This window comes from Mycobacterium sp. TH-M11, from assembly GCF_057473725.1.
Window position 1 is genome coordinate 1 of the sequence record NZ_JBYCLD010000025.1, and the last position, 24,248, is coordinate 24,248.

25 protein-coding genes and 1 pseudogene are annotated in these 24,248 nt (G+C 65.3%); 12 read left to right on the forward strand and 14 right to left on the reverse strand.

Annotated elements, in window-relative coordinates; translation table 11 throughout:
• Positions 1-386 precede the first annotated feature (386 nt).
• The 8 genes from AC2VOG_RS01065 (at position 387) to AC2VOG_RS01100 (ending at position 9,498) form a co-directional block, all read left to right on the forward strand.
• Positions 387-887 carry a ferritin gene (locus tag AC2VOG_RS01065; RefSeq protein WP_486938084.1) on the forward strand — a complete coding sequence of 167 codons (501 nt, stop codon included), beginning with the start codon at positions 387-389 and terminating at the stop codon, positions 885-887.
• A 157-nt stretch (positions 888-1,044) separates the two neighbouring features.
• Positions 1,045-2,370 carry an adenylate/guanylate cyclase domain-containing protein gene (locus AC2VOG_RS01070; protein ID WP_486938062.1) on the forward strand — a complete coding sequence of 442 codons (1,326 nt, stop codon included), beginning with the start codon at positions 1,045-1,047 and terminating at the stop codon, positions 2,368-2,370.
• A 74-nt stretch (positions 2,371-2,444) separates the two neighbouring features.
• On the forward strand, positions 2,445-3,023 hold the full coding sequence (locus AC2VOG_RS01075) for an HdeD family acid-resistance protein (protein WP_486938085.1): 579 nt from the start codon (positions 2,445-2,447) through the stop codon (positions 3,021-3,023).
• A gap of 96 nt (positions 3,024-3,119) precedes the next feature.
• On the forward strand, positions 3,120-4,568 hold the full coding sequence (locus tag AC2VOG_RS01080; protein WP_486938063.1) for a cytochrome ubiquinol oxidase subunit I: 1,449 nt from the start codon (positions 3,120-3,122) through the stop codon (positions 4,566-4,568).
• Between the two features lie 26 nt (positions 4,569-4,594).
• Positions 4,595-5,635, forward strand: a complete 1,041-nt coding sequence (gene cydB / locus AC2VOG_RS01085) for a cytochrome d ubiquinol oxidase subunit II (protein ID WP_486938064.1) — start codon at positions 4,595-4,597, stop codon at positions 5,633-5,635.
• Entirely contained in the window at positions 5,632-7,311 is a 1,680-nt protein-coding gene (gene cydD / locus AC2VOG_RS01090) for a thiol reductant ABC exporter subunit CydD (RefSeq protein WP_486938086.1), read from the forward strand. Before cydB ends, cydD begins: the two co-directional genes overlap by 4 nt.
• Positions 7,286-8,956 carry a thiol reductant ABC exporter subunit CydC gene (gene cydC, locus AC2VOG_RS01095; protein WP_486938065.1) on the forward strand — a complete coding sequence of 557 codons (1,671 nt, stop codon included), beginning with the start codon at positions 7,286-7,288 and terminating at the stop codon, positions 8,954-8,956. Before cydD ends, cydC begins: the two co-directional genes overlap by 26 nt.
• A gap of 44 nt (positions 8,957-9,000) precedes the next feature.
• Positions 9,001-9,498, forward strand: coding sequence for a DUF4190 domain-containing protein (locus AC2VOG_RS01100; protein WP_486938066.1), 498 nt, complete (start codon positions 9,001-9,003; stop codon positions 9,496-9,498).
• 20 nt (positions 9,499-9,518) lie between these two features.
• Here the strand turns inward: AC2VOG_RS01100 and AC2VOG_RS01105 are convergent, their stop codons facing one another.
• The 9 genes from AC2VOG_RS01105 to AC2VOG_RS01145 all read right to left on the reverse strand — a co-directional run bounded on the left by AC2VOG_RS01105 (position 9,519) and on the right by AC2VOG_RS01145 (position 18,769).
• Entirely contained in the window at positions 9,519-10,379 is an 861-nt protein-coding gene (locus tag AC2VOG_RS01105; protein WP_486938067.1) for an acyl-CoA thioesterase domain-containing protein, read from the reverse strand.
• A 35-nt stretch (positions 10,380-10,414) separates the two neighbouring features.
• Positions 10,415-11,833, reverse strand: a complete 1,419-nt coding sequence (gene pyk / locus AC2VOG_RS01110; protein ID WP_486938068.1) for a pyruvate kinase — start codon at positions 11,831-11,833, stop codon at positions 10,415-10,417.
• A 60-nt stretch (positions 11,834-11,893) separates the two neighbouring features.
• On the reverse strand, positions 11,894-12,325 hold the full coding sequence (locus AC2VOG_RS01115; RefSeq protein WP_486938069.1) for a DUF2752 domain-containing protein: 432 nt from the start codon (positions 12,323-12,325) through the stop codon (positions 11,894-11,896).
• Positions 12,325-13,593: a prolipoprotein diacylglyceryl transferase gene (lgt, locus tag AC2VOG_RS01120; RefSeq protein WP_486938070.1), complete on the reverse strand. Its 1,269-nt coding sequence runs from the start codon at positions 13,591-13,593 to the stop codon at positions 12,325-12,327. Before lgt ends, AC2VOG_RS01115 begins: the two co-directional genes overlap by 1 nt.
• Complete coding sequence (gene trpA, locus AC2VOG_RS01125; RefSeq protein WP_486938071.1) at positions 13,590-14,402, reverse strand: tryptophan synthase subunit alpha; 813 nt, start codon at positions 14,400-14,402, stop codon at positions 13,590-13,592. The genes lgt and trpA overlap by 4 nt, the downstream gene beginning before the upstream one ends.
• Positions 14,399-15,658: a tryptophan synthase subunit beta gene (trpB, locus tag AC2VOG_RS01130; RefSeq protein WP_486938072.1), complete on the reverse strand. Its 1,260-nt coding sequence runs from the start codon at positions 15,656-15,658 to the stop codon at positions 14,399-14,401. Before trpB ends, trpA begins: the two co-directional genes overlap by 4 nt.
• Before the next feature lie 43 nt (positions 15,659-15,701).
• Positions 15,702-16,520: an indole-3-glycerol phosphate synthase TrpC gene (gene trpC, locus AC2VOG_RS01135; protein ID WP_486938073.1), complete on the reverse strand. Its 819-nt coding sequence runs from the start codon at positions 16,518-16,520 to the stop codon at positions 15,702-15,704.
• Between the two features lie 79 nt (positions 16,521-16,599).
• Positions 16,600-17,247 (reverse strand): TIGR02234 family membrane protein, encoded by a 648-nt coding sequence (locus tag AC2VOG_RS01140; RefSeq protein WP_486938074.1) that lies wholly within the window; start codon positions 17,245-17,247, stop codon positions 16,600-16,602.
• Positions 17,240-18,769, reverse strand: a complete 1,530-nt coding sequence (locus AC2VOG_RS01145) for an anthranilate synthase component I (RefSeq protein WP_486938075.1) — start codon at positions 18,767-18,769, stop codon at positions 17,240-17,242. Before AC2VOG_RS01145 ends, AC2VOG_RS01140 begins: the two co-directional genes overlap by 8 nt.
• A 60-nt stretch (positions 18,770-18,829) precedes the next feature.
• Here AC2VOG_RS01145 and AC2VOG_RS01150 point away from each other — a divergent pair, with 60 nt between their 5' ends.
• The 4 genes and pseudogenes from AC2VOG_RS01150 (at position 18,830) to AC2VOG_RS01165 (ending at position 21,743) form a co-directional block, all read left to right on the forward strand.
• On the forward strand, positions 18,830-19,288 hold the full coding sequence (locus AC2VOG_RS01150; RefSeq protein WP_486938076.1) for a peroxiredoxin: 459 nt from the start codon (positions 18,830-18,832) through the stop codon (positions 19,286-19,288).
• A 109-nt stretch (positions 19,289-19,397) separates the two neighbouring features.
• A pseudogene (locus AC2VOG_RS01155) lies at positions 19,398-19,669 on the forward strand (type II toxin-antitoxin system Phd/YefM family antitoxin).
• Between the two features lie 3 nt (positions 19,670-19,672).
• On the forward strand, positions 19,673-20,080 hold the full coding sequence (locus AC2VOG_RS01160; RefSeq protein ID WP_486938077.1) for a type II toxin-antitoxin system VapC family toxin: 408 nt from the start codon (positions 19,673-19,675) through the stop codon (positions 20,078-20,080).
• Between the two features lie 130 nt (positions 20,081-20,210).
• A complete protein-coding gene (locus AC2VOG_RS01165) occupies positions 20,211-21,743 on the forward strand; it encodes a serine/threonine-protein kinase (protein WP_486938078.1) in 1,533 nt (510 codons plus the stop codon).
• A gap of 58 nt (positions 21,744-21,801) precedes the next feature.
• On the opposite strand, the gene AC2VOG_RS01170 is transcribed toward AC2VOG_RS01165, so the two are convergent.
• From AC2VOG_RS01170 to AC2VOG_RS01190, 5 genes are all read right to left on the reverse strand, one after another.
• Positions 21,802-22,194, reverse strand: coding sequence for a PIN domain-containing protein (locus tag AC2VOG_RS01170; RefSeq protein WP_486938079.1), 393 nt, complete (start codon positions 22,192-22,194; stop codon positions 21,802-21,804).
• A complete protein-coding gene (locus AC2VOG_RS01175; protein WP_486938080.1) occupies positions 22,191-22,448 on the reverse strand; it encodes a type II toxin-antitoxin system Phd/YefM family antitoxin in 258 nt (85 codons plus the stop codon). Before AC2VOG_RS01175 ends, AC2VOG_RS01170 begins: the two co-directional genes overlap by 4 nt.
• 172 nt (positions 22,449-22,620) lie before the next feature.
• Positions 22,621-22,968, reverse strand: a complete 348-nt coding sequence (gene hisI / locus AC2VOG_RS01180; RefSeq protein ID WP_486938081.1) for a phosphoribosyl-AMP cyclohydrolase — start codon at positions 22,966-22,968, stop codon at positions 22,621-22,623.
• Positions 22,965-23,762 (reverse strand): imidazole glycerol phosphate synthase subunit HisF, encoded by a 798-nt coding sequence (gene hisF / locus AC2VOG_RS01185; RefSeq protein ID WP_486938082.1) that lies wholly within the window; start codon positions 23,760-23,762, stop codon positions 22,965-22,967. The genes hisI and hisF overlap by 4 nt, the downstream gene beginning before the upstream one ends.
• Positions 23,752-24,248, reverse strand: a 497-nt coding sequence (locus AC2VOG_RS01190) for an inositol monophosphatase family protein (RefSeq protein WP_486938083.1), incomplete at its 5' end; no start/stop codon positions are given. The genes AC2VOG_RS01190 and hisF, both read right to left, overlap by 11 nt.

A 24,248-nucleotide genomic window follows, 5' to 3' on the forward strand; every position in this document is an offset into this window, starting at 1 on the left:
AGCCGGACCCTGACGCGACCCACCTCTACCCGCGGCGGAGCGGTCGGTCGCAAACCCACATGCGCCAATGCGGCCCAAGCGCACAAGCGTGCTCACCGAACTCGCCGACCAGCCCACGTCAGAATGCTTGGCGGGTTCAACAACCATTCACCGGCGTCGGCAGTTATCGGCGTGAGCACGGTGGATCAGCGCAGTCAGGCCCGCCGATATTGATCAGAACGGGCATTCGCTAAGCTTTACTTTACTTAGGAAAGCCTGCCTTCATTTTGGCTGCAGAATGCGATATACGAATTCATTCAATGAGCCTAACTTTACTTAGGAAAACCTGATCTCAATAAGTGCAACCTTCGTTGCAACCACCTCTGACCTGCTATAGCGTGGGCGCCATGCCAAATCACAGCACTCCCGAAACGCAGTTTCACACACTCCTGCAAGCGCAAATCAGAAACGAATTCACCGCGACTCAGCAATACACCGCCATTGCAGTGCATTTTGACAATGACGACCTGCCGCAACTGGCCAAATTCTTTTACCAGCAGGCCAGTGAGGAACGCGAACACGCGATAAAGATGACAAAGTACTTCATCGACCGCGATTTCGGGGTCGAAATCCCGGGAGCCGACGAGGCGCGCAATAATTTCGACACCGCGCGCGACGCGATCGCGCTGGCACTCGACTTGGAGCGCACGGTCACCAAGCAAATCAGCGCCCTGGCGGCCGCGGCCCGCGATGAAGGCGACTACCTCGGTGAACAGTTCATGTGGTGGTTCCTCGAAGAGCAGCGCGAAGAAGAGGCCACGATGATGACGCTGCTGCGCGTCGCCGAGCGCGCCGCAGACAACCTGTTCGATCTCGAGGATTTCGTCGCCCGAGAGATCAACTCCTAAGCCCGTGTCCGATAGGCCGCCGAGCCGGTGTCCATGACCGCCGGCTCGGCGGCCTCGTCAAAAAAACCGCACTACGACCCGTAACCGCGCCGCTTGGGCTCAACCTCGGGTTTCCAAGGACCCACCCCGTGCCCCGTCCAACGGTTAGGCTTTTGCCGTGGTGGCCAAGCGATGCGCCGCCCAGCAACCACCAGGTTCGCGGCGAAGACCGGATTGTGTAGCGGCTGTGCGGGCGCTACCGCGCGCCCGCAGCCAGGTCTACTCCGAGCGCATTGACCGGCGTCGCCGGATCCTGAACCTCACCGCGACGATGGCGGTCTTCATCAGCGCCGGCTTCGGCATTGTCCAGATCATCGCATCGCCACACCTGTGGTGGACGGGACTGGTCAACATCATTGCCGCGGCGATCTACGCCACCGTGCCGATGCTGCACCGGTTCGGCGAACTGATTGCGCCGCTGACATTCATTGGTACCGCGTACCTGTCGATCTTCACGATCTGCTGGTTCGTCGGCACCGGCTCAGGGTTGCAGTTCTACTTCCTGGTCGCGGCCTGTCTGATCGTGCTGCAGCTTGGCGTCGACCGCATTTTCCTCGCCTCGATATTGGCAGCCATCGCCGCCGGCATGGTGATCACGCTGCAATTCCTGGTTCCCCGCGACACCGGCGCCCAACCGGCATGGGCGCTGTCGCTGAGCTTTATCGTCACCACCATTTCGGCGTGCGTCATGGTGGTGACGACCGTTTGGTACGCGGTGCGCGAGATCGTGCGTGCCGAAGCGGCCATGGAACTGGAATACGAGCGCTCCGAAGCACTGCTGGCGAATATCCTTCCGGTCAGCGTCGCCGAACGTCTAAAAGACCCGGCGCGCAACGTCATTGCCGATAAGTACGAAGACGCATCGGTACTGTTCGCCGATATCGCCGGCTTCACCGAGCGCGCCAGCGATATGCCACCGGATCAATTGATCCTGTTCTTGGACAAGCTTTACGGCGATTTCGATGCCCTGGTTGACAAGCATGGTCTGGAGAAGATCAAGGTCAGTGGCGACTCATACATGGTGGTCAGCGGAGTGCCGCAGCCGCGTTCCGATCATGTCCAGGCACTGGCAGATTTCGCCGTCGACATGGCTGAAGTCGCACGCGTTCTGAAGGATTCACGAGGTGATCCGCTGCCTCTGCGAATCGGATTGGCGTCCGGGCCCGTGGTCGCGGGCGTCGTGGGGTCACGCCGATTCTTCTACGACGTCTGGGGGGATGCGGTCAACGTCGCGTCCCGAATGGAATCCACCGATTCGGTCGGACGGATCCAAGTGCCGGAGGACGTTTACCGGCGCCTGAAAGACGATTTTGTGTTGCAGGAGCGGGGCGATATCGAAGTCAAGGGCAAGGGTTTTATGCGCACCTGGTATCTGGTCGGGCGCAAGCCTGATGCCGGTTCCGGTGACGTCCGCGCGAAGGCACCGCAAACGGCCGGGGTCTGACACTTCGCATATCTTCCGCCTTGGCGCCCCGGTGTGGGAAACTTCCAGACATGGAAACCATTGCAGCTCCAAAGTTGTTGCCACATTTATGGAAGTCGACCCTGTTGTCGGGGATCCTGTCGCTGACCCTGGGCATTTTGGTTTACGTTCTGCCGGAACGTTCCATACTCGTCGCGGCAGCCCTATTCGGGATCTACTTGCTGGTGACCGGTGCTGTACAAGTGTTCTTCGCGTTCGCGCTACATGTCAGCGCGGGCGGCCGGGTGTTGTCGTTCGTCAGCGGGGCCGCCTCACTGGTGTTGGCTGTGCTGTGTTTTCGGCACTTCGGCAAAGATCCCCTCCTCGCGATTCTTCTGCTGGCCATCTGGATTGGCGTGGGCTTCATCTTTCGCGGTGTGGCTACGTCGATCTCGGCCATCAGCGATCCTTCTCTGCCCGGCCGTGCTTGGCAGATCTTCCTGGGCGTGATCAGCCTGTTGGCCGGCATCGTAATGCTCGCCGCGCCCTTGGAGAGCATCGACATCCTGACGTTTGTCGTCGCCATCTGGCTGATCGTGATCGGGCTGTTCGAGATCGTGTCGTCCTTCGGCATTCGCAGCGCCACGCGCAGGATGGAGAAGGCGCTGACAGAAGGATTGCCAAAGGCCTCTTGACGACCTGTGTTAAGGCGCACACTCTGATCACAGACGCCACAGCCATCTACTACACTGCGTCGTAGCAACTCGGCCCAGTCGTCCAGGAGATGACAAATGAACGTTGTCGATGTATCGCGGTGGCAGTTCGGCATCACCACCGTCTATCACTTCATCTTCGTGCCGCTGACCATAGGTTTGGCGCCGCTGATCGCCGTCATGCAGACAGCATGGTTGGTCACCGACAACGTGGCCTGGTATCGGCTCACCAAGTTCTTCGGCAAGTTGTTCTTGATCAACTTCGCGATCGGGGTGGCGACCGGGATCGTGCAGGAGTTCCAATTCGGGATGAATTGGAGCGAGTACTCCCGCTTTGTCGGTGACGTCTTCGGCGCACCACTGGCAATGGAGGGTCTGGCCGCGTTCTTCTTCGAATCCACCTTCCTCGGGTTGTGGATCTTCGGCTGGACCCGGCTACCCCGCCTGGTACACCTGGCATGCATCTGGATCGTCGCGATCGCCGTCCAAGCGTCCGCGTTTTTCATCATCTCCGCGAATTCCTTCATGCAGCACCCGGTCGGCGCCCACTACAACCCGAAAACCGGACGGGCCGAGCTGACCAGCATCGTGGCGTTGCTGACCAACAACACCGCCCAGCAAGCGTTTTTGCACGCTTTAACCGGCGGATTGCTGACCGCGGCCACGTTCGTCGCCGCGGTTAGCGGGTGGTGGATGGTCCGCGGCAAAGACGACGACGATGCCCGCACGATGTACCGCCCGGCTGCCATCCTCGGATGTTTCGTCGTGCCGGCCGCCGCGGTCGCGTTGTTGTTCACCGGCGACGCGCAAGGCAAGCTCATGTTCCGCCAGCAGCCGATGAAGATGGCATCGGCGGAAACACTGTGCGACACTGCCACCGACCCCGACTTCTCCGTGTTGACCATCGGCACGCACAACGACTGCCAGCACGTCACCCGGGTGATCAAGCTGCAGTACGCATTGCCATTTTTGGCCGAAGGCCGGTTCAGCGGCGTGACGCTGCAAGGGGTGAACGACCTGCAACGCGAATACCAGCAGCGCTTCGGGCCCGGCGACTACCGGCCGAACCTGTTCGTCACCTACTGGTCATTCCGGATGATGATCGGATTGCTGGCGATTCCGCTGCTGTTCGCGCTGGCCGCATTGTGGCTCACACGCGGCGGATACATCGCGAACCAGCGCTGGTTTGCCCGGTTCGCGCTGATTGCCATCCCCACGCCGTTTCTGGCCAACATCGCCGGCTGGGTATTCACCGAAATGGGCCGCCAGCCATGGATTGTCGCGCCCAATCCGACCGGCGACCCGCGGGTGCGCTTCACCGTGCACGAAGCGGTCTCACACCACGCCTCGGCCGTCGTCGTCACCTCGCTGGTCACCTTCACGCTGATCTACGCGGCTCTGGCGGTGATCTGGTTCTGGCTACTCAAGCGGTACATCGCCGAAGGGCCCCTGGAGCACGACGCAGAACCGGCTCCGCCGCAACCACCCAGCAACGAAGAAGTGGCACCACTGTCCTTCGCCTACTAAAGCCTGCTGACCAAGGGAGCTGACGAATGGGATTGCAAGAGTTGTGGTTCGGCGTCATCGGGCTACTGTTCCTCGGCTTCTTCATTCTCGAAGGCTTTGACTTCGGTGTGGGGATGCTGATGGCGCCCTTTGCCCGCGTCAGTGCCGGTGACGCGGAACCTCATCGTCGCGCCGCGCTCAACACGATCGGACCGGTCTGGGACGGCAACGAGGTCTGGCTGATCACCGCTGGCGCAGCGATGTTCGCGGCATTCCCCGGCTGGTACGCCACCGTGTTCTCGACGCTGTATCTGCCACTGCTGGCCATCGTGGTTGGCATGATCGTGCGGTCGGTCGCCATCGAATGGCGCGGGAAGGTCGACGACCCCCGGTGGCGCCGGTGGGCAGACATCGGAATCGCCACGGGTTCGTGGCTGCCGGCTGTGCTGTGGGGCGTGGCTTTCGCGATCTTGGTGCGCGGGCTCCCGGTTGACGCCGACGGACAGGTCGCTTTGTCGATCGGCGACGTCCTCAACACCTACACGCTGCTGGGCGGCCTGGCCACCGCGGGCCTTTTCCTGTTCTACGGCGCGGTTTTCGTCAGCCTGAAAACAGCGGGAGCCATCCGCGATGACGCCCATCGCTTCGGTAAGTACCTGGCGCTGCCGGTAACCGGACTGGTCGCGGCGTTCGGGCTGTGGACGCAACTGGCCCATGGCAAGCAGTGGACATGGCTGGTGCTGGGGGTTGCGGTGGTCGCCCAATTGACTGCTGTCGCGCTGGTATGGCGTCGTGTGTCCGACGGCTGGGCGTTTACGTGCACCGCACTGGTCGTGGCAGCAGTCGTCGTTCTGTTGTTCGGCGCGCTCTACCCAAACCTGGTGCCCTCGACGCTGAGCAAGCAGTGGAACGTGACGATCTACAACGCGTCGTCAACCCCGTATACCCTCAAAATCATGACCTGGGTGACCGCAGTCATGGCGCCGTTCACCGTGATCTACCAGGGCTGGACGTATTGGGTTTTCCGGCAACGGATCTCGGCTGACCACATACCGCCTTCCATAGGGCTGGCGAGGCGGGCGAGCTGAGCGCGAGCAGCCGGGGACCATTGGATCCCCGGCTCTGGCGAACATCACCGGCACTTCGCCAATTTCTAGTAGCGACAACGATTTGCGGCGCCGTCATTTCCGGGTGCGCGACCGGATCAGCAATTCTATTGGCACACATCGTGTCCCGGGTGATCACCGATCCGTCCGCGCGCAGCGTCGACAGGTGGGCACCGTTGTTGGCCGTCCTCGTCGCGGTGTGGTCGGTGCGCTCGGTGACACACTGGCTACAGGCCCGCCTCGGCCAACGGGGAGCCAGCGCCGTGATCGCCGACCTCAGCGGCCAGGTTCTGAGTGCCGTGACCGCCTATCCGCCGAGGCACTTGGCGGCGCACCGCGACGCCGCCGCCGCGGTGGTCACCCGTGGACTCGACGCGCTGCGGCCGTATTTCACTTCTTACCTGCCCGCGCTGGTGCTCGCGGCGATCCTCACCCCGGCCAGCGCAGTCGTGGTTGGTCTGTACGACGTGGAGTCGGCGGTGATCGTTGTGATCACGTTGCCGTTGATCCCGGTCTTCATGGTGCTGATCGGGCTGGCGACGGCCGAGCGGTCCGCGGCCGCGCTCGAAGCGATCGCTACGTTGCAGGCCCGGTTGCTGGACCTGATCGCCGGAATTCCGACGCTGCGTGCGCTCGGGCGTGCTGCCGGACCAGAAGGGCGTATCGCCGAACTGGCCGCGGTGCAACGACGTTCGACCATGGCTTCGCTGAAGATCGCGTTTCTGTCGGCGCTTGTGCTGGAACTTCTCGCCACCTTGAGCGTCGCCATGATCGCGGTCGGCATCGGAATGCGGCTGGTCTTCGGCCATATCTCCCTGACCACTGGGTTGACCGTGCTGCTGCTTGCTCCTGATGTCTACCGGCCATTGCGACGCATCGGTGTGGAATTCCATGCCGCACAGGACGGCCGGGCCGCTGCCGACAAGGCGTTCGCGCTGATCGAGGGTGCCGCAGGTGCCGCCCCCACCGCGCCGGGTACCCGTACCGTCGCGGTGGTGGGTGCGGTGATCGTTCTCGAGAATCTGAGCGTCGCAGGTCGAGACGGGTTGTGCCCCCGAGGACTCAGCGCGGTGGTTCGTCCAGGTCAGGTGACCGTGCTCACCGGCGCGAACGGCGCAGGAAAGAGCACGACGCTTCAGGTCGTGGCTGGAATCACCGCGGCCACCGGCGGTTCGGTCACCGTGGCCGGGATCTCGACGACCGAACTCGAACCGGCCGCATGGTGGCGGCAGCTGTCGTGGCTGCCACAGCGCCCCGTTCTGATCCCAGGCACCGTCGCTGACAACCTGTCGCTGTTCGGCGCGCTCGATGATATCGAACGTGCCTGCGCGACATCAGGATTCGATAGCGTGCTCAGCGATCTGCCAGACGGGTTCGACACGGTCATCGGAAGCGGCGGCGTCGGACTTTCGCTCGGGCAGCGGCAGCGCCTCGGCCTGGCTCGAGCACTCGGGTCGCCGGCACCGCTGCTGCTGCTCGACGAACCCACCGCCCACCTGGACGTCGTAACCGAGGCCCGGGTGCTGCGGGCTGTCGTGGACCGGGCCCGAACCGGCGCCACCGTGATCCTGGTCGGCCACCGGGAGTCAGTCGTCGGCATCGCCGACCGCATCGTCGAGGTGACCGGAACCGGTGACATCGCTCGTGTTCACGTCTGATCCGCTGCTTGCTGCGGTGCGCCTGCTGCAGCCGCGAATTCCCCGCCTGCTGTTGGCGATTACGCTCGGCGTGCTGTCGCAGGGCAGCGCGTTGGCGTTGGCGGGGCTCTCGGCCTGGTTGATTACCCGTGCGTGGCAAATGCCGCCGATACTGGACCTGTCGATCGCTGTGGTCGCGGTCCGAACTTTCGCGATCTCCCGTGGTGTGCTGCACTATTGCGAGCGGTTGGTCAGTCACGACACCGCATTGCGTGCCGGTGGCCGTGCCCGCACGCTGGTCTACCACCGACTGGCGCATGGTCCTGCCGAACTTGCCGCTCAATTGCACAGCGGTGAGTTGGTTACGCGATTCGGCGCCGATGTCGACCAGTTGGCCGACGTCCTGGTCCGCTCGTTGCTGCCGTTCAGTGTCGCCGCTGTGCTCGCTGTGGCGGCGATCGTGACCGTCGGCGTGATCTCGCCGCCGGCCGGTGCGATCATGGCCGCATGCTTGTTGGCCGCTGACGTCGTCGCGCCCCTGCTGGCCGCGAAAGCGGCTTCGGCTCAGGAAGAAATTGCACACGAACAACATTCCGCTCGCGACGTATCGGCGATGCTGGCCCTCGAGCATGCGGACCAGCTTCGAGTGGCGGGCAGGTTGAGCGATATCGTTCGGGATTCGCAACGGCGTCAGCGCCGTTGGGGTGAGGTCATCGACGTCGCGGCCCGGCCGGCGGCGTTCGCGGAAGCGATGACCACCGCGGCGATCGGCGTCAGTGTGGTCGGCGCCGCCGTGGCAGGGATCGGTATGGCCGGCTCGCTGGCGCCGACGACGCTCGCGGTCCTGATGCTTGTGCCGCTGTCGGCGTTCGAGGCGTCGACCTCGCTATCGCCCGCGGCCGTCCAGTTGACGCGTTCCCGGTTGGCGGCCCGCCGCCTCCTCGAGCTGAGTCCCAGCGGGAACACGTTGCCGGTCGCCGCGGCGGTCGCAAGTCCGGCGGGGCCGTCGACTGGACACTTGACCAGCGCCGACCTGGTGGTGGGACATCGGAGTCGCCACGCCTCCGTCGCTGTGACGGTCGACCTGCCGCCGGGTGCCAGGCTCGCGATCACCGGCCCCAGCGGCGCCGGCAAGACGACACTGCTGATGACCCTGGCAGGTCTGCTCGAACCGTTGCACGGCCAGGTCACGTTGAACGGAACACCGTTGCGGCTTCGCGACGAAGCTGAAATCCGCAGAGCGGTAGTATTTTTCGCAGAAGATGCGCACATCTTCGCGACAACTGTCCGGGACAACCTGTTGGTCGCGCGCGGCGATTGCCCGGATCGGCCATTGCTCGACGCGCTCAGACAGGTCGGCCTCGATGAGTGGCTGGCCGGGCTACCGGACGGACTTGACACGGTCATGTCTGGCGGCGCGCGCGCCTTGTCGGCCGGTCAGCGCCGGAGGCTGCTGCTCGCCCGGGTGCTCATTTCGCCCGCACCGATTGTGCTGCTCGACGAGCCCACCGAGCATATGGACGCCGATTCCGCCGACACGATTCTCGGCCAACTGTTGAACCCCGCGGGTGGCCTGATCTCCCCGGAGCGGACAGTCGTGGTGGCTACCCACCACCTGCCGATCGGCTTTCAATGCCCGAATCTGGCGATCGGTACCACGCGGTAGCGTTGAGGGCAGTCGCCTATGACGGTTGAGTGAGAGAGCGAGCGATGACCGGATCGTCGGATCAGCCGGTTCGACGGGATAACCCTGCGGAAGTACCGCACACCGGGCCGCTGTATCCGTACCCGCCCGGCTATCTCCCGCCCCCGCCACCGGTCGCGCCGAAGAACGGCTTCGGGGTCGCAGCACTGGTGCTGGCCGTTGTCGGCCTGCTCGCTGTCGCAACGGTATTGGCTCCCATCGCGTTGGGCGCCATCGCCGTCGTCGCCGGTGCCGTCGGGCACGGCCGGGCCAAGCGCGGGACCGCCAACAATGACGGGGTCGCCATCGCAGGCATTGTGCTGGGCGCGTTGGCGATCGTCGTCGGCGTGGCGTTCATCGCCATCTGGATGGCCGTCTGGAAGGACGTCCGCGGCGGCGACTACATCGCCTGCATGCAGAAAGCCGGCAACAACCCAGCCGCAGAACAGCAGTGCGCGGATCAGTTCCGACACAGCGTGCAAGACCGTCTGCATGTCTCGTTGACTCCGGCATCGACGCGCTAGAGTCGTTCTGCGCCAAAGCTTTACCGGTTGTCCGGAAAGTACTTCACCAGGCCTTCTTGCACCACGGTGGCTACCGGCCTCCGAGAGCGGTCGAAGAAATAGCCGGTACCAAGGCCGCGCGAATCCGCCGCAACCGGCGACGACGTCGAATACAGGTGCCACTCGTTGAAGTTCACCTGACGGTGAAACCAGACCGAATGATTTACCGTCGCCGCGAAAATGCGGTCATATCCCCACGAAAGTCCATGTGTCGTAATGATCGAATCGAGCACTGTGGTGTCCGAGGAATACAGCATGGTCGCGATGTGCAGGACCGGATCGCTCGGCAGCTCCCCGTCGGCCTTGACCCACACCCTGTTGTGGGCAAGCTTATTGCCGTTTTCGCGCATCACCCAGGACGGCTCGTTGGTGTACCGCCATTCGATGGGCTGCAAGGCATTGACGAACAGCGGCACCCGGTGCTCGTAGCCACGGAGCCGCTCCGGCAGCGTGGGCACGTCCTCGGGATCGGCGACGTCGGGTGGCTCGACGTGATGCTCCAGACCGCTGCCGCCGGCAAGGTAGGAAATCATCACTGTCGCCAGCAGCATGCCGTCCTGCGTCACGTCGACCCGACGGTTCGCGAAGCGGCGCTCGTCGCGTAGCCGGATCACCTGGAACCGCATGTCCTTGGCCGGGTCGCCACCGTTGATGAAGTGTGCCGAGAGCGCGTTGGGCGGCAGGTTGCGGGCCCGCGTGCGGCTGGCCGCCACGAACGACTGCGCCATCATCAGACCGCCGAATGTCCGCGGCGGATTCTTGCTCGGGTGTGCTCCCACGAAGACGTCGTCGCCCTCGTGGTGCAGGTCCAGCACCTCTATCAACTCGTCGAAGTCAGACACCGGGCTTAGCCTAACGGCCTAACGGTCCGTCTCGGTCAGACGTCGTCTTCGCCAATGCGGTGCACATGAATCATGTTGGTCGATCCGACGGTGCCCGGCGGTGCGCCCGCAACGATCACCACCGTGTCGCCGCGCTTGTAGCGGCCGAGCGACAGCAGCGATTTGTCGACCTGGCGAATCATGCCGTCGGTGGTCTGCATGATCCCCACGATGAACGTCTCGGTGCCCCACGTCATCGACAGCTGGCTGCGAACTTCGGGCAGCGGAGTGAAGGCCAGCAGCGGCAACGGCGTGTGCAGTCGCGCAAGCCGACGAACCGTATCGCCGGATTGGGTGAAGGCAACCAGCGCCTTGGCATCCAGCCGTTCGCCGATGTCGCGGGCGGCGTAGCTGATCACGCCGCGCTTGGTCCGCGGTACATGCGTCAGCGGCGGCGCGGCGGTCGAATTCTCTTCCACTGCGCAGATGATCCGGGCCATCGTCTGGACCGCCGCCAACGGATACTTGCCCACTGACGTCTCACCGGACAGCATCACCGCGTCGGCGCCGTCGAGCACGGCGTTGGCCACGTCGGATGCCTCCGCCCGTGTCGGCCGCGAATGCTCGATCATCGATTCGAGCATCTGAGTCGCCACGATCACGGGTTTGGCGTTCTCCCTTGCCATCTGGATGGCACGCTTTTGAACCAGCGGCACCTCTTCCAACGGCAACTCCACGCCGAGATCGCCGCGGGCGACCATCACCGCGTCGAAAGCCAGCACGACCGCTTCGAGATTGTCGATTGCCTCGGGCTTCTCCAGCTTCGCGATCACCGGCACCCGCCGGCCAACGCGATCCATCACCTCATGCACCAACTCGACGTCCGACGGAGAGCGGACGAACGACAGCGCCACCATGTCGACGCCAAGGTGCATCGCAAACTCGAGATCGTCGATGTCTTTCTCCGACAAGGCAGGCGCCGAGACGCTCATGCCGGGCAGCGACATTCCTTTGTTGTTGCTGACCGGACCGCCTTCGGTGACGATGCACACCACGTCGTCGCCGTCGATGTGGTCGACCACCAAACCGACGTTGCCGTCGTCGACCAGGACTCGGTCGCCGGGCAACGCATCCTTGGCCAGCTGTTTGTAGGTAGTCGATACGCGGTCGTGGTTGCCTTCGCAGTCCGCGACGGTGATCCGCACGGTTTCGCCGTCGGCCCAGTAGGTCGGCCCGTCGGCGAAGCGCCCGAGCCGGATCTTGGGACCCTGCAGATCGGCCAGCACACCCACCGCGCGGCCGGTTGCGTCGGAGGCGGCGCGCACGCGGTCATAGGAGGTTTTGTGATCGCTGTAGTCGCCGTGACTGAAGTTGAGCCTGGCGACGTCCATCCCCGCCTCGACCAGCGCTCTGACCGACCCTTCGGTGCTGGTGGCCGGACCGAGAGTACAGACGATCTTTCCGCGTCTTGCCACGAAAATTAGCATAGTCGCGCAAGCTGACCATCTCGCGTCAGCTCCGCTTCGGGCAGTGGGCTAACCGGTGTGCAACGTGGGAACGAAGGGGAATCCGGGCAGGTTGCGGACCACCGTCCACGCGAAAAGTGTGATCATCGCCGCTGCAGCCGCCGGGAGTGTCAATGGCACTTTCCCGCTGCGGCGGCGCAGCAGCATCCATCCGGCCAGCGCTGGGAGTCCGATCAGAAACAACACGTTGTCGTTGACCGCCGCGGCGAGATCACCGTGCAGCACATCATGGACCATCCGCAGTGTGCCGCATCCGGGGCAGTTCAAGCCGGTGAGCAAGTGGAACGGACAGACCGGAAAGATCGAGTCCGGCTGATGCGGGTCGACCAGGCTGATGTAGGCCAGCGCGCCCGCCACCAGGGCGCCGAACAAGGCATACCGACGCGGCGGACCCCAGCGTGCGGCTGGGCGGTGAGCACCGTGCGCGGCCGGGCCAGACATCAGTCGTCGTCCGGCCTGGCTTGGGTCGACTGCGGCTCGTCGGCCTCGGACTCGTCGGAAGAGGTTGCCCCGGCGCTGCCTTCTGCAGGCGTGCCGCCCCCGGCGGCATCGGCATCCTCGGTGGGCCCGGCGAGTTGCGCATCGTCGGCCGCGTCGCCGGGCGCCTCCGGCCGCTCGACCTCGACCTCGGGCGGGTCGACCTCAGCCGCGTCCGCCTCCGCGACGACGGGGTCGGCTTCGGGGGCCTCTGGGATCTCGGGCTTTGGGCTCTCGGGCTTTGGGCTGTCGGGCTCGGTTTCGTTGTCGGCGGCGAGCACCGGCGGAGTCAGCTCGGGTGAATCAGTCTGGTTTGTCTCAGGATTGGACTCGTCGATGGAGTCCGGCTCCAGCAATTCGGCAGCCGATCCGCTGAGCGTCGCTGGATCCTCGCGGCCCTTGGGCGCCAGGATCACATACACCACCGCGCCGATGAGCACGAAGGTCGACGTGAAGGAGTTGATCCGGATGCCGGCAATGTGGGTGGCCGTGTCGTCACGCAGCAACTCAACCCAGAACCGGCCCACGCAGTACAGCCCGACATAGGCGGCGAACAACCGGCCGTGCCCGATCGTGAAGCGTCGGTCGATGACGATCAGAATCGCGAAAACCAACAGGTTCCAGAGCATTTCGTACAGAAAGGTCGGTTGGACGACCATCGCGAGCTGCCCGGTTGACATCCCGTCAAGGGAATGCACATCGACGAACCCGGCCGGATCGCGGCGGTAGAAGATTTCCAGGCCCCACGGCATCGTGGTCTCGCGACCGTAAAGCTCTTGGTTGAAATAATTTCCGAGGCGTCCAATCGCCTGCGCGAGAACTATGCCCGGCGCGATCGCGTCACCGAAGGCCGGCAGCGGAATGTCCCGGCGTCGGCAGGCAATCCACGCACCGACCCCGCCCAGCGCGACAGCGCCCCAGATTCCCAGGCCGCCGTCCCAGATGCGCAGCGCAGCAACCGGGCCCGCACCACCGGCTCCGAAATACGTCCGCCAGTCGGTGGCCAGGTGATACAACCGGCCACCGACAAGCCCGAACGGAACGGCCCACAACGCGATGTCGTAGATCACCCCGCGCTCTCCGCCGCGAGCCTCCCAGCGACGGTCGCCGATCAGCAGCGCCGCGATGATTCCGGCGATGATGCACAACGCATAGGCCCGGATCGGGATCGGACCCAGATGCCACACTCCCTGCGGCGGGCTGGGGATGTAGGCGAGGACGGTCGTGGTCACGGGGTCGAATTCCTCTGGCGGACACCGGCAGCGAGTTCTTCACTCAGTGCACGCATCGCGGCCACGCTCTCGGCGAGCGCGGAGACCAGCGCCGAACCCACGATGACACCGTCGGCGTAGCCGGCGATCTCGGCGGCCTGGTCGCGCGACCGAACACCCAGTCCGACTCCGACGGCGATATCAGAAACCTCTTTGACCCTGCCGACCAACTCCGGAGCGGCGTTCGACACCACGTCGCGGGCGCCGGTCACCCCCATCGTCGAAGCGGCATAGACGAATCCGCGCGACGCGGCGACGGTATCCGCCAGGCGCTGAGGTGTCGAGGACGGGGCGACCAGGAAGATGCGATCGAGGTGATGCCGCTCGGCGGCTGCAAGCCAGTCGTCTGCCTCGTCGGGGATCAGGTCCGGCGTGATCAATCCGTACCCCCCCGCCGCGGACAAGTCGCGGGCGAAAGCATCAACCCCGTAGCGCAGCACCGGGTTCCAGTACGTCATGACGACGGCACGCCCCCCCGCCGCACTGATCGCCTCGACGGCGGCCAAGGTGTCGCGCACCCGTACGCCAGCGCGCAGCGCAACCTCCGCGGCGTTGGCGATCACCGGGCCGTCCATCCCGGGGTCCGAGTAGGGAACGCCGACTTCGATGAGGTCGCAGCCGGATTCGGTCAACGCCTGCATGGCATCGATCGACGTCGGGACGTCGGGATACCCGGTCGGCAGATAGCCGATCAGCGCCGCCCGGTGTTCGGCGCGGCATGCCCTGAAAAGTGCTTGCAGGCGGCTCGTTTCACTCTGCTCGACGGTCATGGTTTCGGGTCCAGCAACCCAAACCACTGCGCGGCGGCTTCCACATCTTTGTCTCCACGTCCGGAAAGATTTACGACAATGATGGCGCCGCTGCCCATCTCGAAGCCAAGCTGGAGCGCGCCGGCGATGGCGTGTGCCGATTCGATCGCCGGGATGATGCCTTCGGTCCGGCACAGCAGCCGAAACGCCTCCATCGCCTCGGTGTCGGTGATCGGACGGTATTCGGCTCGCCCACTGTCCTTCAGCCAGGCATGCTCGGGACCCACACCGGGATAATCCAGGCCCGCCGAGATCGAGTGCGACTCGATGGTCTGCCCATCCTCGTCTTGCAGCAGGAACGAGAACGATCCCTGGAATGCGCCGGGCGAACCGCCGGCGAATGTTGCGGCGTGGCGGCCGGTTTCGACGCCGTCGCCGGCAGCCTCGTAACCAACCAGTCGGACTCTGGGATCGTCGAGAAAGGCATGAAAGATGCCGATCGCGTTGGATCCCCCGCCCACGCAGGCGGTGACGGCGTCGGGCAGACGCCCGGCCTGATCCTGGATCTGCACCCGCGTTTCGAGTCCGATCACCCGCTGGAAGTCGCGCACCATCATCGGAAACGGGTGCGGCCCAGCCGCGGTGCCGAAGCAGTAGTAGGTGTTGTCGGCGTTGGTCACCCAGTCGCGGAACGCGTCGTTGATGGCGTCTTTGAGAGTTTTCGATCCGGACTCGACCGACACGACCTCGGCGCCCAGCAGGCGCATCCGGGCGACGTTGAGCGCCTGTCGGGCGGTGTCGACAGCGCCCATGTAGATCACGCAGTCCAGCCCGAGCAGCGCGCACGCGGTGGCGGTGGCCACGCCGTGCTGGCCGGCACCGGTTTCGGCGATCACTCGCGTCTTACCCATCTGACGAGCCAGCAAGGCCTGCCCGAGCACGTTGTTGATCTTGTGAGAACCAGTGTGGTTCAGATCTTCTCGCTTGAGGAAGATCCGGGCTCCGCCGGCGTGCTCAGTGAGCCGGGTCGCCTCATACAGCGGCGACGGCCGACCGGTGTAGTGGGTTTGCAAACGGTCGAGCTCATCGAGGAAGGCCTGATCGGTGCGCACCTTCTCGTAGGCGGCGGTGACGTCCTCGATGACCGCCATCAATGCCTCGGCGACAAAGCGGCCACCGTAGACACCGAAATGACCACGAGCGTCGGGATCGTGGCGGGTGGGTTCAGCGACCGCGGCGCTGGAACGCGGAAGGTCCGAGTGCAAGATGTCTGCCATCACAAACGCTCAACGACTAAGCGGCGCATCGGATTCGAGTGGTTTAGCGGGCCGGCTTGGGACACGACGGGTGCTTACCTGCGGTGACCAGGTCGGCGACGGCCGCGCGGGGATCGCCGCTGGTAACCAGGCCCTCCCCGACCAGCACCGCGTCCGCGCCGGCCCCGGCGTAAGCCAGCAGGTCAGCCCGGCCCCGCACACCCGATTCGGCGATCCGGATGATGTCCGACGGGAGGCCGGGCGCGATGCGCGCGAAGCAATCCCGGTCGACCCGCAGAGTCCGTAGGTCACGGGCGTTGACGCCGATGACTCGGGCCCCGGCTTTCAGTGCCCGGTCGGCTTCGCCTTCGGTGTGCACTTCGACAAGTGCTGTCATTCCCAGCGATTCGGTACGCTCCAGCATCGACTCCAGCGCCGGCTGGTCCAGCGCGGCGACAATCAGCAGCAGCATGTCGGCGCCGTGCGCGCGAGCCTCGTGGATTTGGTAGGGGCCCACCACAAAGTCCTTGCGCAACACCGGAACTGACACCGCGGCGCGTACCGAGTCGAGGTCGGCGAGGCTGCCACGGAAGCGGCGCTCTTCGGTCAGCACGCTGATGATTCGGGCGCCGCCGTCTTCATAGGCACACGCGAGGGCGGCTGGGTCGGCGATCGAAGCGAGCTCGCCCGCCGACGGGCTGGCCCGCTTCACTTCGGCGATGACACCGATACCGGCCTCGCGCAACGCGGCCATCACATCACGCGGTGGCGGGGCGGCTTCGGCTTTGGCCTTGATCTCTGGCATGCCCACGACCGCTTCACGAGCGGCAACGTCGACGCGGACTCCCTCGATGATGGAGTCGAGCACGCTTGCCGAACTCATGCTGTCGGTTCCTCTCCCCGGCCGCTGTCTGATGGTTGACGGCGTCGTTCGAGGGTAGCGAGCGCCGCGGTGGCGTCCGTCACCGACCCTCGGTCCCAGGTTCAGGCTCTGGATCGTCGGCAGGGTCGGTCGGGTCACGACCGTCGTCGAGTTCGTCCCACATCGAGCGTTCCGACAGTGCCTCGTCAGCGTGACGTGCCGCGGACCGGCGCGCCGCGGGCGCCAGATATTTCGTGGCGGTAGGCCCGGCCGAGGCGGCTGCGCGCATTAGCAGGGCGGCCGCGACCAGGATGCCGACCGCTGCCACCAGGACGATCACCGGACCCGGGTAGTGACGCTGGCTGCCGACCAGCTCCAGCAACGGAACGTGCGACAGTTCGGCGCCCCGGGCGGCCATGTCGGGAGTCTCCAGCGTGCCGATCGCCAAATATCCCGTTGCCAGGCTGGCCAGAGCCACCAGCACCGCGAGCATCCGCAGCGCCCATCCACGCACCGCGAGCGCCGCCAGCGCGGTGGCCAGCAGCAGCAACGCCAGCGGTAGCAGGGCCGACGACCATCCCGCCCCGGTAAGTGCGACCCGCTTCAGGGGGCCCAAACCGTCGAATGCGTTCAGCTCGACCCACGTCAGCCGCGAGGCTGCCCACAGACCGGCGGCCGCAGCCACCAGCAGAACCTGTGCTGCCCGTATGGCTCGTCGGCCAACGGGGCCGGGCTGGGCGTCAGCCATTGGGGCCGCTCAGGGTCTCCGCGGCGGCAATCGCGTTGAGCACTGCCCGCGCCTTGTTGCGCGCTTCGGTGTATTCATAAGGCCCGTTGGAGTCCGCCACCACCCCGCCGCCGGCCTGCACGTAGGCGGTGCCGTCGCGCATCAACGCAGTTCGGATCGCGATGGCGAAGTCGGCGTTCCCGGCGAAGTCGAGGTAGCCGAGCACGCCGCCGTAGAGGCCGCGCCGGGTTTTCTCGACGTGCTCGATCAGCTCCATCGCGCGCACTTTCGGGGCACCCGACAACGTCCCGGCCGGGAAGCAGGCCGTCACGGCGTCGAGCGCGGTACGGCCGTCGGCCAGCTCCCCGGTGACCGTGGAGACCAGATGCATGACGTGGCTGTAACGCTCGATGTGGCTGTAGTCCTCGACGCGCACACTGCCGGGCACACACACCCGCCCCAGGTCGTTGCGGCCCAGGTCGACCAGCATCAGGTGCTCGGCGCGTTCCTTCTCGTCGGCCAGTAGCTCCTTCGCCAGCAGCTGGTCTTCGTCTTCGGTCTCACCGCGCCACCTGGTGCCGGCGATCGGGTGCGTCGTCGCCCGTCCGTCCTGCACCGTCACCAACGCTTCGGGGCTGGAGCCGGCGATCGAAAACGCTGTTCCCCCTTCGCCATCGGGTACATGAAGCAGGTACATGTATGGGCTGGGATTGGACACGCGGAGCATCCGGTACACCTCGATCGGCTCGACGTGGGTGTCCATCTCGAAACGCTGCGACGGCACCACTTGGAACGCCTCGCCGCGCTCGATCTCCCCCACCAGTCGCTCGACGATCGCGCTGTACTCTTCCACCGTGCGTTGCGCGCGGTGCTGCGGCTCGGGCCGGGTAAAGGTCGCGACGGTCGACGGCAGCGGCTGCTCCAGCGCAGCGGTCATCACGTCGAGTCGCGCGATCGCGTCGTCGTAGGCCGCGTCGACCCGTTCATCGGTGCCGTTCCAGTTCACCGCGTTGGCGATCAGCGTGATGGTGCCCTCGTGGTGATCCACCGCGGCCAGGTCGGTGGCCAGCAGCAGCAGCATGTCCGGCAGATGCAGGTCGTCGACGGCGAGCTCGGGCAGCCGCTCAAGGCGGCGCACCAGGTCGTAGGCGAAAAAGCCGACCATGCCGCCCGACAGCGGCGGCAGTCCCGGCAACGCGGCGGTCGCCAGCAACTCCAACGTCTCGCGCAGCGCCTGCAACGGGTCTCCCCCGGTTGGCGCGTCCTGGGGCACGGCGCCCAGCCACACTGCCTGTCCGTCGCGGACGGTCAGCGCTGATGGGGCCCCGGCCCCGATGAACGACCATCGCGACCACGACCTGCCGTTTTCCGCCGACTCCAGTAAAAAGGTGCCGGGCCGGTTGTCGGCGAGCTTGCGGTATGCGGACAGCGGCGTCTCCGCGTCGGCCAGCACCTTGCGGGTCACCGGCACGACGCGATGCCCGGACGCCAGTACGCGGAACTGTTCCCGCGATGTGGTGGCGGCGGCGATGTTGGCGTGCACGCGGCTATCCTCCCAGACGGGCAGATTTGCTCGGATCGCCACTGGCGTAGCGTGACGGCCATGAAAACCGGTGACACCGTGGCTGACTTCGAACTTCCCGACCAAGCCGGCACGCCGCGAAGGCTCAGCGCGCTGCTCTCCGACGGCCCGGTCGTGCTGTTCTTCTACCCGGCGGCGATGACCCCCGGCTGCACGAAGGAAGCCTGCCACTTCCGCGATCTGGCTCAGGAATTCGCCGCCCTCGGCGCCAACCGGGTCGGCATCAGCGTCGACCCGGTCGACAAACAGGCGAAGTTCGCCGAGTCCCAGCAGTTCGACTACCCGCTGCTGTCGGACACCGATGGCGCGATTGCCCGCCAGTTCGGCGTCAAGCGCGGCCTGTTGGGCAAACTGCTTCCGGTGAAACGCACCACGTTCGTCATCGATACGGATCGCACGGTGCTGGATGTGATCTCCAGCGAATTGAGCATGGATTCCCACGCCGACAAGGCATTGCAAACGTTGCGGGCGCGTAGGTAGGCCAGCGATGCGCCCGGATCGCTGATGGTGGGCCGCGGGACCGACCCTGGGGTAGACAACCTACCGCCGTGGCGTAGTAGGTAGAACAAATATGTAATACATTCTCGTTATGAGTGAAGTATCCATCCGAACGCTCAACCAGGAGACGTCCAAGGTCTTGGCCCGCGTCAAGCGCGGGGAAGAGATACCCTCACTGAGCGCGGCGAGGTAATCGCCCGAATAATTCCGGCTTCCGCCGGCCCTCTCGACTCGCTGATCAGCACCGGCAGAGTGCAACCGGCCACAGCGCATGGCCCGGCACCACGGCCGACGATTCCGATGCGCGGGGACCTCGACGCCGGAACGCTTTTGGAGCGCATGCGCGCCGGGGAACGGTACTAGCGCATGATCTACCTGGAAACCTCGGCGCTGGTCAAACTGATTCGGATCGAACTCGAGTCTGACGCTTTAGATGATTGGCTCGATGAACATACCGAACTACCATGGATCACATCGGCTTTGACCGAAATCGAACTACCCAGAGCCATCCGGGCAGTCGCCCCCGAAGGGCTAGCGGCCGTGCCCTCCGTACTGTCCAGGCTGGACCGTTTTGAAATCGACGCGATCATCCGGTCCACCGCGGTGGCCTACCCCAACCCGGCACTGCGCTCGCTCGACGCGATAGACCTAGCCACCGCTCAAATCGCCGCGTCCGTTGCACCATTGACAGCGTTCGTTACTTACGACACCCGCCTCAAGGAGGCCGCCGAGGCCCTGGGAATGGCGGTCGGCGCGCCCGGGAAAGGGCGATGAAACCTTCCAGTGAAGGTGGAAATAGGAAGGCGCTCGACAAAATCGGCAGAACGAAGTGTTGGGTGACCGGAGGGTGCGACCCCTGCTGCCATCCACCACCGCCACGGTGGTGGCTTTGTAGCATGCTGGCATGCCGCTGAACCCAGGAGACGTGTTCGCCGGATACACGATCGTCAGGCAGCTGGGATCCGGCGGCATGGGCGAGGTGTATCTGGCCCAGCATCCGCGACTGCCCCGCCGTGACGCCCTCAAAGTCCTGCCGGCCGCGCTGACCGCCGACCAGGAGTACCGGCAGCGGTTCAGCCGGGAAGCCGACCTCGCCTCAGAGCTATGGCATCCGCACATTGTCGGCATCCACGACCGCGGTGAATTCGAAGGACAGCTGTGGTTGTCGATGGACTACGTCGACGGAACCGACGCCGCGAAACTGCTGCGTAGTCGCTACCCGTCCGGAATGCCGAAGACCGAAGCGTTCGCGGTCATCAGCGCGATCGCCGATGCCCTGGACTATGCGCATCACCGCGGACTGCTGCACCGCGACATCAAGCCTGCCAACATTCTGCTCAGCGACACCGAACAGCGCGGACGACGGATCTTGTTGGCCGACTTCGGCATTGCGCGGCAGGTCGGCGACATCAGCGGTCTGACCGCCACCAACATGGTGCTCGGGACGACGGCGTACGCCGCACCCGAGCAGCTCATGGGCAAAGCTATCGACGGGCGAGCCGACCAATACGCGCTGGGTTGCACGGCGTTTCATCTACTGACCGGAGCAGCGCCCTACGACGACCCCAACGCGGCGGTGGTGATCTCTCAACACCTGTCCGCGCCGACGCCATCGGTCGGCGATCGGCGGCCCGAGCTCGCCGGCGTCAACGCCGTTATCTCCAAGGCCATGGCGAAAGATCCCGCAGCGCGCTTTGCGAGCTGTTCGGACTTCGCGGCTGAACTCACCGGGCAGTCGAGCAGCGCCACGCTCCCAGTTTCAGCCCCAGCTGGCGCTACCACCCGCTTGCGGGGGACCGACGCCCCTGCGATACACGGCGTCGCGCCGCAGCAGTCCACACCGCGCAAAGCGCCGCAACGCGCGCTTCGGCCGGTGGTCGCGATTGCCGCTATCGCCACCGTCGTGCTGCTCGCGGTGGCCGTGGTTGTCGGTGGACAACTCCTCCGCCGCCATGGGACCGAGCCGAGCAACGGCGTCCCTTCCGCGGCAATCCAGCCGGGCAGCGACGCTATCCCTACTTCGGCGTCCCCTACCGCGGCGGCGCCGTCGGTGCAGCTCGCCAGGTACATCACCGATCGCTCAGGGGTGTTGACCGAAGGCGCCCGCGCCGAGGTGGAGCGCGTCATCTCGAAGCTCTTTACCGAACGCAACGTCCACCTCTGGGTGGTGTACGACCGGGGTTTCTCCGGGCTGACCCCGTTCAGATGGGCCGAGGATGCCATGCGCGCCAACGGATTCACTGACATGGATGCGCTGCTGGCCATCAACACCGAGGAACGACACTTCGCCTTCCGCGTGCCGGACGCGGTGACCAGCGGAACCACGATCGACGTCGCGGTCATCCGGCGAAGTCACATCGAGCCAGCCGTGAGACGCGGCGAATGGGCCCGCGCGGCGGTGGCCGCCGCCAACGGGTTGGACGGCGCCGCCGAATGAATTGTCGTAGCGCACCGTAACGCCGGCGCGGCGTGCGACGTCCCGGCCTCGGGAGCCCTCAGATTGCAATCACCTCGACATCCGCTATGGCACCGTATTCGCTGTCTTGCGTCACGATCGGAATGTCGTGGGCCATGGCGGTTGCTGCGATCCAGCTGTCGTTGATGGGTACTCGCCGATTCGCGGACCGGAGGCGGGAGACCAGCAATGCCCAGGCTTCGGAAACCGCTTCATCGATGCTCAGTGGTTCGAACCGCCGGGCGAGTTGATAGGTCGAGAGTCGCCGGGCTGCGGCGTCAGGGCCGGAGGCTTGCAGGACTCCGAGCCGGAGCTCACCCAGGGTGATCGCGGAGACACCCCATTCGTATCCGGTGAACCGGGTCGCATCGATTCTTGCCGCCTCCAAACCGATGAAGACGGAAATGTCGGCCAATGCTCGCCGGGCAGTCATGACGACAGATCATCCGTTGTCTCCGTGAGCGTATTGCGGAGTTCATCCCTGAGCCCGGTGGTATCGGGGCCGAGGCGGGCGAGCTCGCCAATCACCTCAGACGCAGGCAACCATCGGCGGCGCCGCGACAGCGGAACAATCATGGCGACGGGGCGATTGTCTTTGAGCACCTCGATCTCCTCGCCGGCCTCGACTCGTCTGAGAATCTCAGCGGTGCGGTTGCGTAGGTCGCGTGCAGGAATCGCACTTGCCATGCTACGACCGTAGCTTATTGCTCCGCGTGTAGCAAACCGCTGGTACGGCAGTGTTTACGAAAGCACTATGGCTTTACCCGGGCGGCGGTCGGACCGCCGATGCGTCTGGTTCGCAGGGTCAAAGACATCCGAGCCAACATCGATACCTAGCCGGGCGTCGCCCCGCAGGAGATCAGTCGTCGGGTCCGAGCAGCACATCGGCGTCGAAGCAGCTGTGATCACCGGTGTGGCAGGCGCCGCCGACCTGGTCGACCACCAGCAGCACCGCGTCGCCGTCGCAGTCCAGCCGCACCGAATGCACCCGCTGGGTGTGACCCGACGTCGCGCCTTTGACCCACTGCTCACCGCGGGACCGCGAAAAGTAAGTGCCCTCACGGGTTGCCAGAGTCCGGGCCAGCGCCTCGTCGTCCATCCAGGCAACCATGAGGACGTCGCCGCTGCCGCGTTCCTGCACGATCGCAGTGAACAGGCCGTCGGCGTTGCGCTTGAGGCGTGCGGCGATGTCGGGATCAAGCTTCATCGCACGGTGATCCCGGCTGCGGCCATGGCTTCCTTGACCTGCCCGATGGTCAACTGCCGAAAGTGAAATACGCTGGCAGCCAACACCGCATCGGCCCCGGCGGCTACGGCGGGCGCGAAATGTTCGACCGCGCCGGCGCCTCCGCTGGCAATCACGGGCAGCGTCACCGCCGCTCGGACCGCCCGCAACATCGCCAGATCGAATCCGGCCCGGGTACCGTCGGCATCCATCGAATTCAGCAGGATCTCCCCGACCCCCAATTCGGCGCCGCGGGCGGCCCATTCGACGGCGTCTATGCCGGTGCCGCGCCGCCCGCCGTGGGTGGTGACTTCCCACCCCGACGGTGTCGGGGCCGAGCCTTCCGGCACGGTCCGGGCGTCGACCGACAACACGATGCACTGCGAGCCGAATCGGGCAGCCATGTCGGCCAGCAGATCCGGACGCGCGATGGCCGCGGTGTTGACCGACACCTTGTCCGCGCCGGCACGTAGCAGCACGTCGACGTCGGCGACTGTCCGCACGCCGCCGCCGACGGTGAGCGGGATGAACACCTGCTCGGCCGTGCGGCGGACCACGTCGAGCATGGTGGCCCGTCCCGACGATGACGCGGTGACGTCGAGAAACGTCAGCTCGTCGGCGCCCTCGGCGTCATAGGCCGCGGCAAGTTCGACCGGATCGCCGGCGTCGCGCAGATTCTCGAAGTTCACACCCTTGACCACCCGGCCGTCGTCGACGTCGAGGCAGGGAATGACGCGGGTGGCAAGGGTTGTGCCGGTTGAGAATTCAGTACTCATCGGGTTGTCCTACGCTGTGCAACATCTCGAGTAACTGGCCATGCACCCCGGGGGCGGCGGCCAGCGCCGAACGGGAATCCGGCGTCCACGGTTCTCCGGCCAGGTTGGTGACGACGCCGCCCGCGGCACGGACCAGCGCCACCCCGGCGGCGTGATCCCATACGTGGTCGCCGAAACTGATCGCGCCGCCGAGCACCCCGTCGGCGACGTAAGCGAGGTCGATGCCGGTGGCGCCGTGCATCCGCATCCGCGACGACACCCGGCTGAGCTCTTCGAGCACGGCCACTCTATAGCGCCCGGGAAACCGGCCGCGGGAGTCGGCGTTGAACGTTCCGACCCCGATGATCGCGTGGTTGAGGTCGGATGTGGCCAACGGCGGTTGCGGCACACCGTTTTTCATCAGCGGCCCGCCGGACACCGCTACGAAGCGCTCGTTCATGAACGGCAGCCACGTCAGCCCGGCGACCGGGTCGCCGTCATGCAGCA

What these genes read in the sequence shown, in the direction of transcription:
- AC2VOG_RS01175 (WP_486938080.1), bottom strand. Translation starts at nt 22,448, where the DNA reads ATGGCAAGTGCGATTCCTGCACGCGACCTACGCAACCGCACCGCTGAG.
- AC2VOG_RS01165 (WP_486938078.1), top strand. Translation starts at nt 20,211, where the DNA reads ATGCCGCTGAACCCAGGAGACGTGTTCGCCGGATACACGATCGTCAGG.
- trpB (WP_486938072.1), bottom strand. Translation starts at nt 15,658, where the DNA reads ATGGCAGACATCTTGCACTCGGACCTTCCGCGTTCCAGCGCCGCGGTC.
- AC2VOG_RS01115 (WP_486938069.1), bottom strand. Translation starts at nt 12,325, where the DNA reads ATGTCTGGCCCGGCCGCGCACGGTGCTCACCGCCCAGCCGCACGCTGG.
- trpC (WP_486938073.1), bottom strand. Translation starts at nt 16,520, where the DNA reads ATGAGTTCGGCAAGCGTGCTCGACTCCATCATCGAGGGAGTCCGCGTC.
- AC2VOG_RS01140 (WP_486938074.1), bottom strand. Translation starts at nt 17,247, where the DNA reads ATGGCTGACGCCCAGCCCGGCCCCGTTGGCCGACGAGCCATACGGGCA.
- AC2VOG_RS01160 (WP_486938077.1), top strand. Translation starts at nt 19,673, where the DNA reads ATGATCTACCTGGAAACCTCGGCGCTGGTCAAACTGATTCGGATCGAA.
- hisF (WP_486938082.1), bottom strand. Translation starts at nt 23,762, where the DNA reads ATGAGTACTGAATTCTCAACCGGCACAACCCTTGCCACCCGCGTCATT.
- AC2VOG_RS01080 (WP_486938063.1), top strand. Translation starts at nt 3,120, where the DNA reads ATGAACGTTGTCGATGTATCGCGGTGGCAGTTCGGCATCACCACCGTC.
- AC2VOG_RS01100 (WP_486938066.1), top strand. Translation starts at nt 9,001, where the DNA reads ATGACCGGATCGTCGGATCAGCCGGTTCGACGGGATAACCCTGCGGAA.
- AC2VOG_RS01065 (WP_486938084.1), top strand. Translation starts at nt 387, where the DNA reads ATGCCAAATCACAGCACTCCCGAAACGCAGTTTCACACACTCCTGCAA.
- trpA (WP_486938071.1), bottom strand. Translation starts at nt 14,402, where the DNA reads ATGACCGTCGAGCAGAGTGAAACGAGCCGCCTGCAAGCACTTTTCAGG.
- AC2VOG_RS01170 (WP_486938079.1), bottom strand. Translation starts at nt 22,194, where the DNA reads ATGACTGCCCGGCGAGCATTGGCCGACATTTCCGTCTTCATCGGTTTG.
- cydB (WP_486938064.1), top strand. Translation starts at nt 4,595, where the DNA reads ATGGGATTGCAAGAGTTGTGGTTCGGCGTCATCGGGCTACTGTTCCTC.
- hisI (WP_486938081.1), bottom strand. Translation starts at nt 22,968, where the DNA reads ATGAAGCTTGATCCCGACATCGCCGCACGCCTCAAGCGCAACGCCGAC.
- AC2VOG_RS01150 (WP_486938076.1), top strand. Translation starts at nt 18,830, where the DNA reads ATGAAAACCGGTGACACCGTGGCTGACTTCGAACTTCCCGACCAAGCC.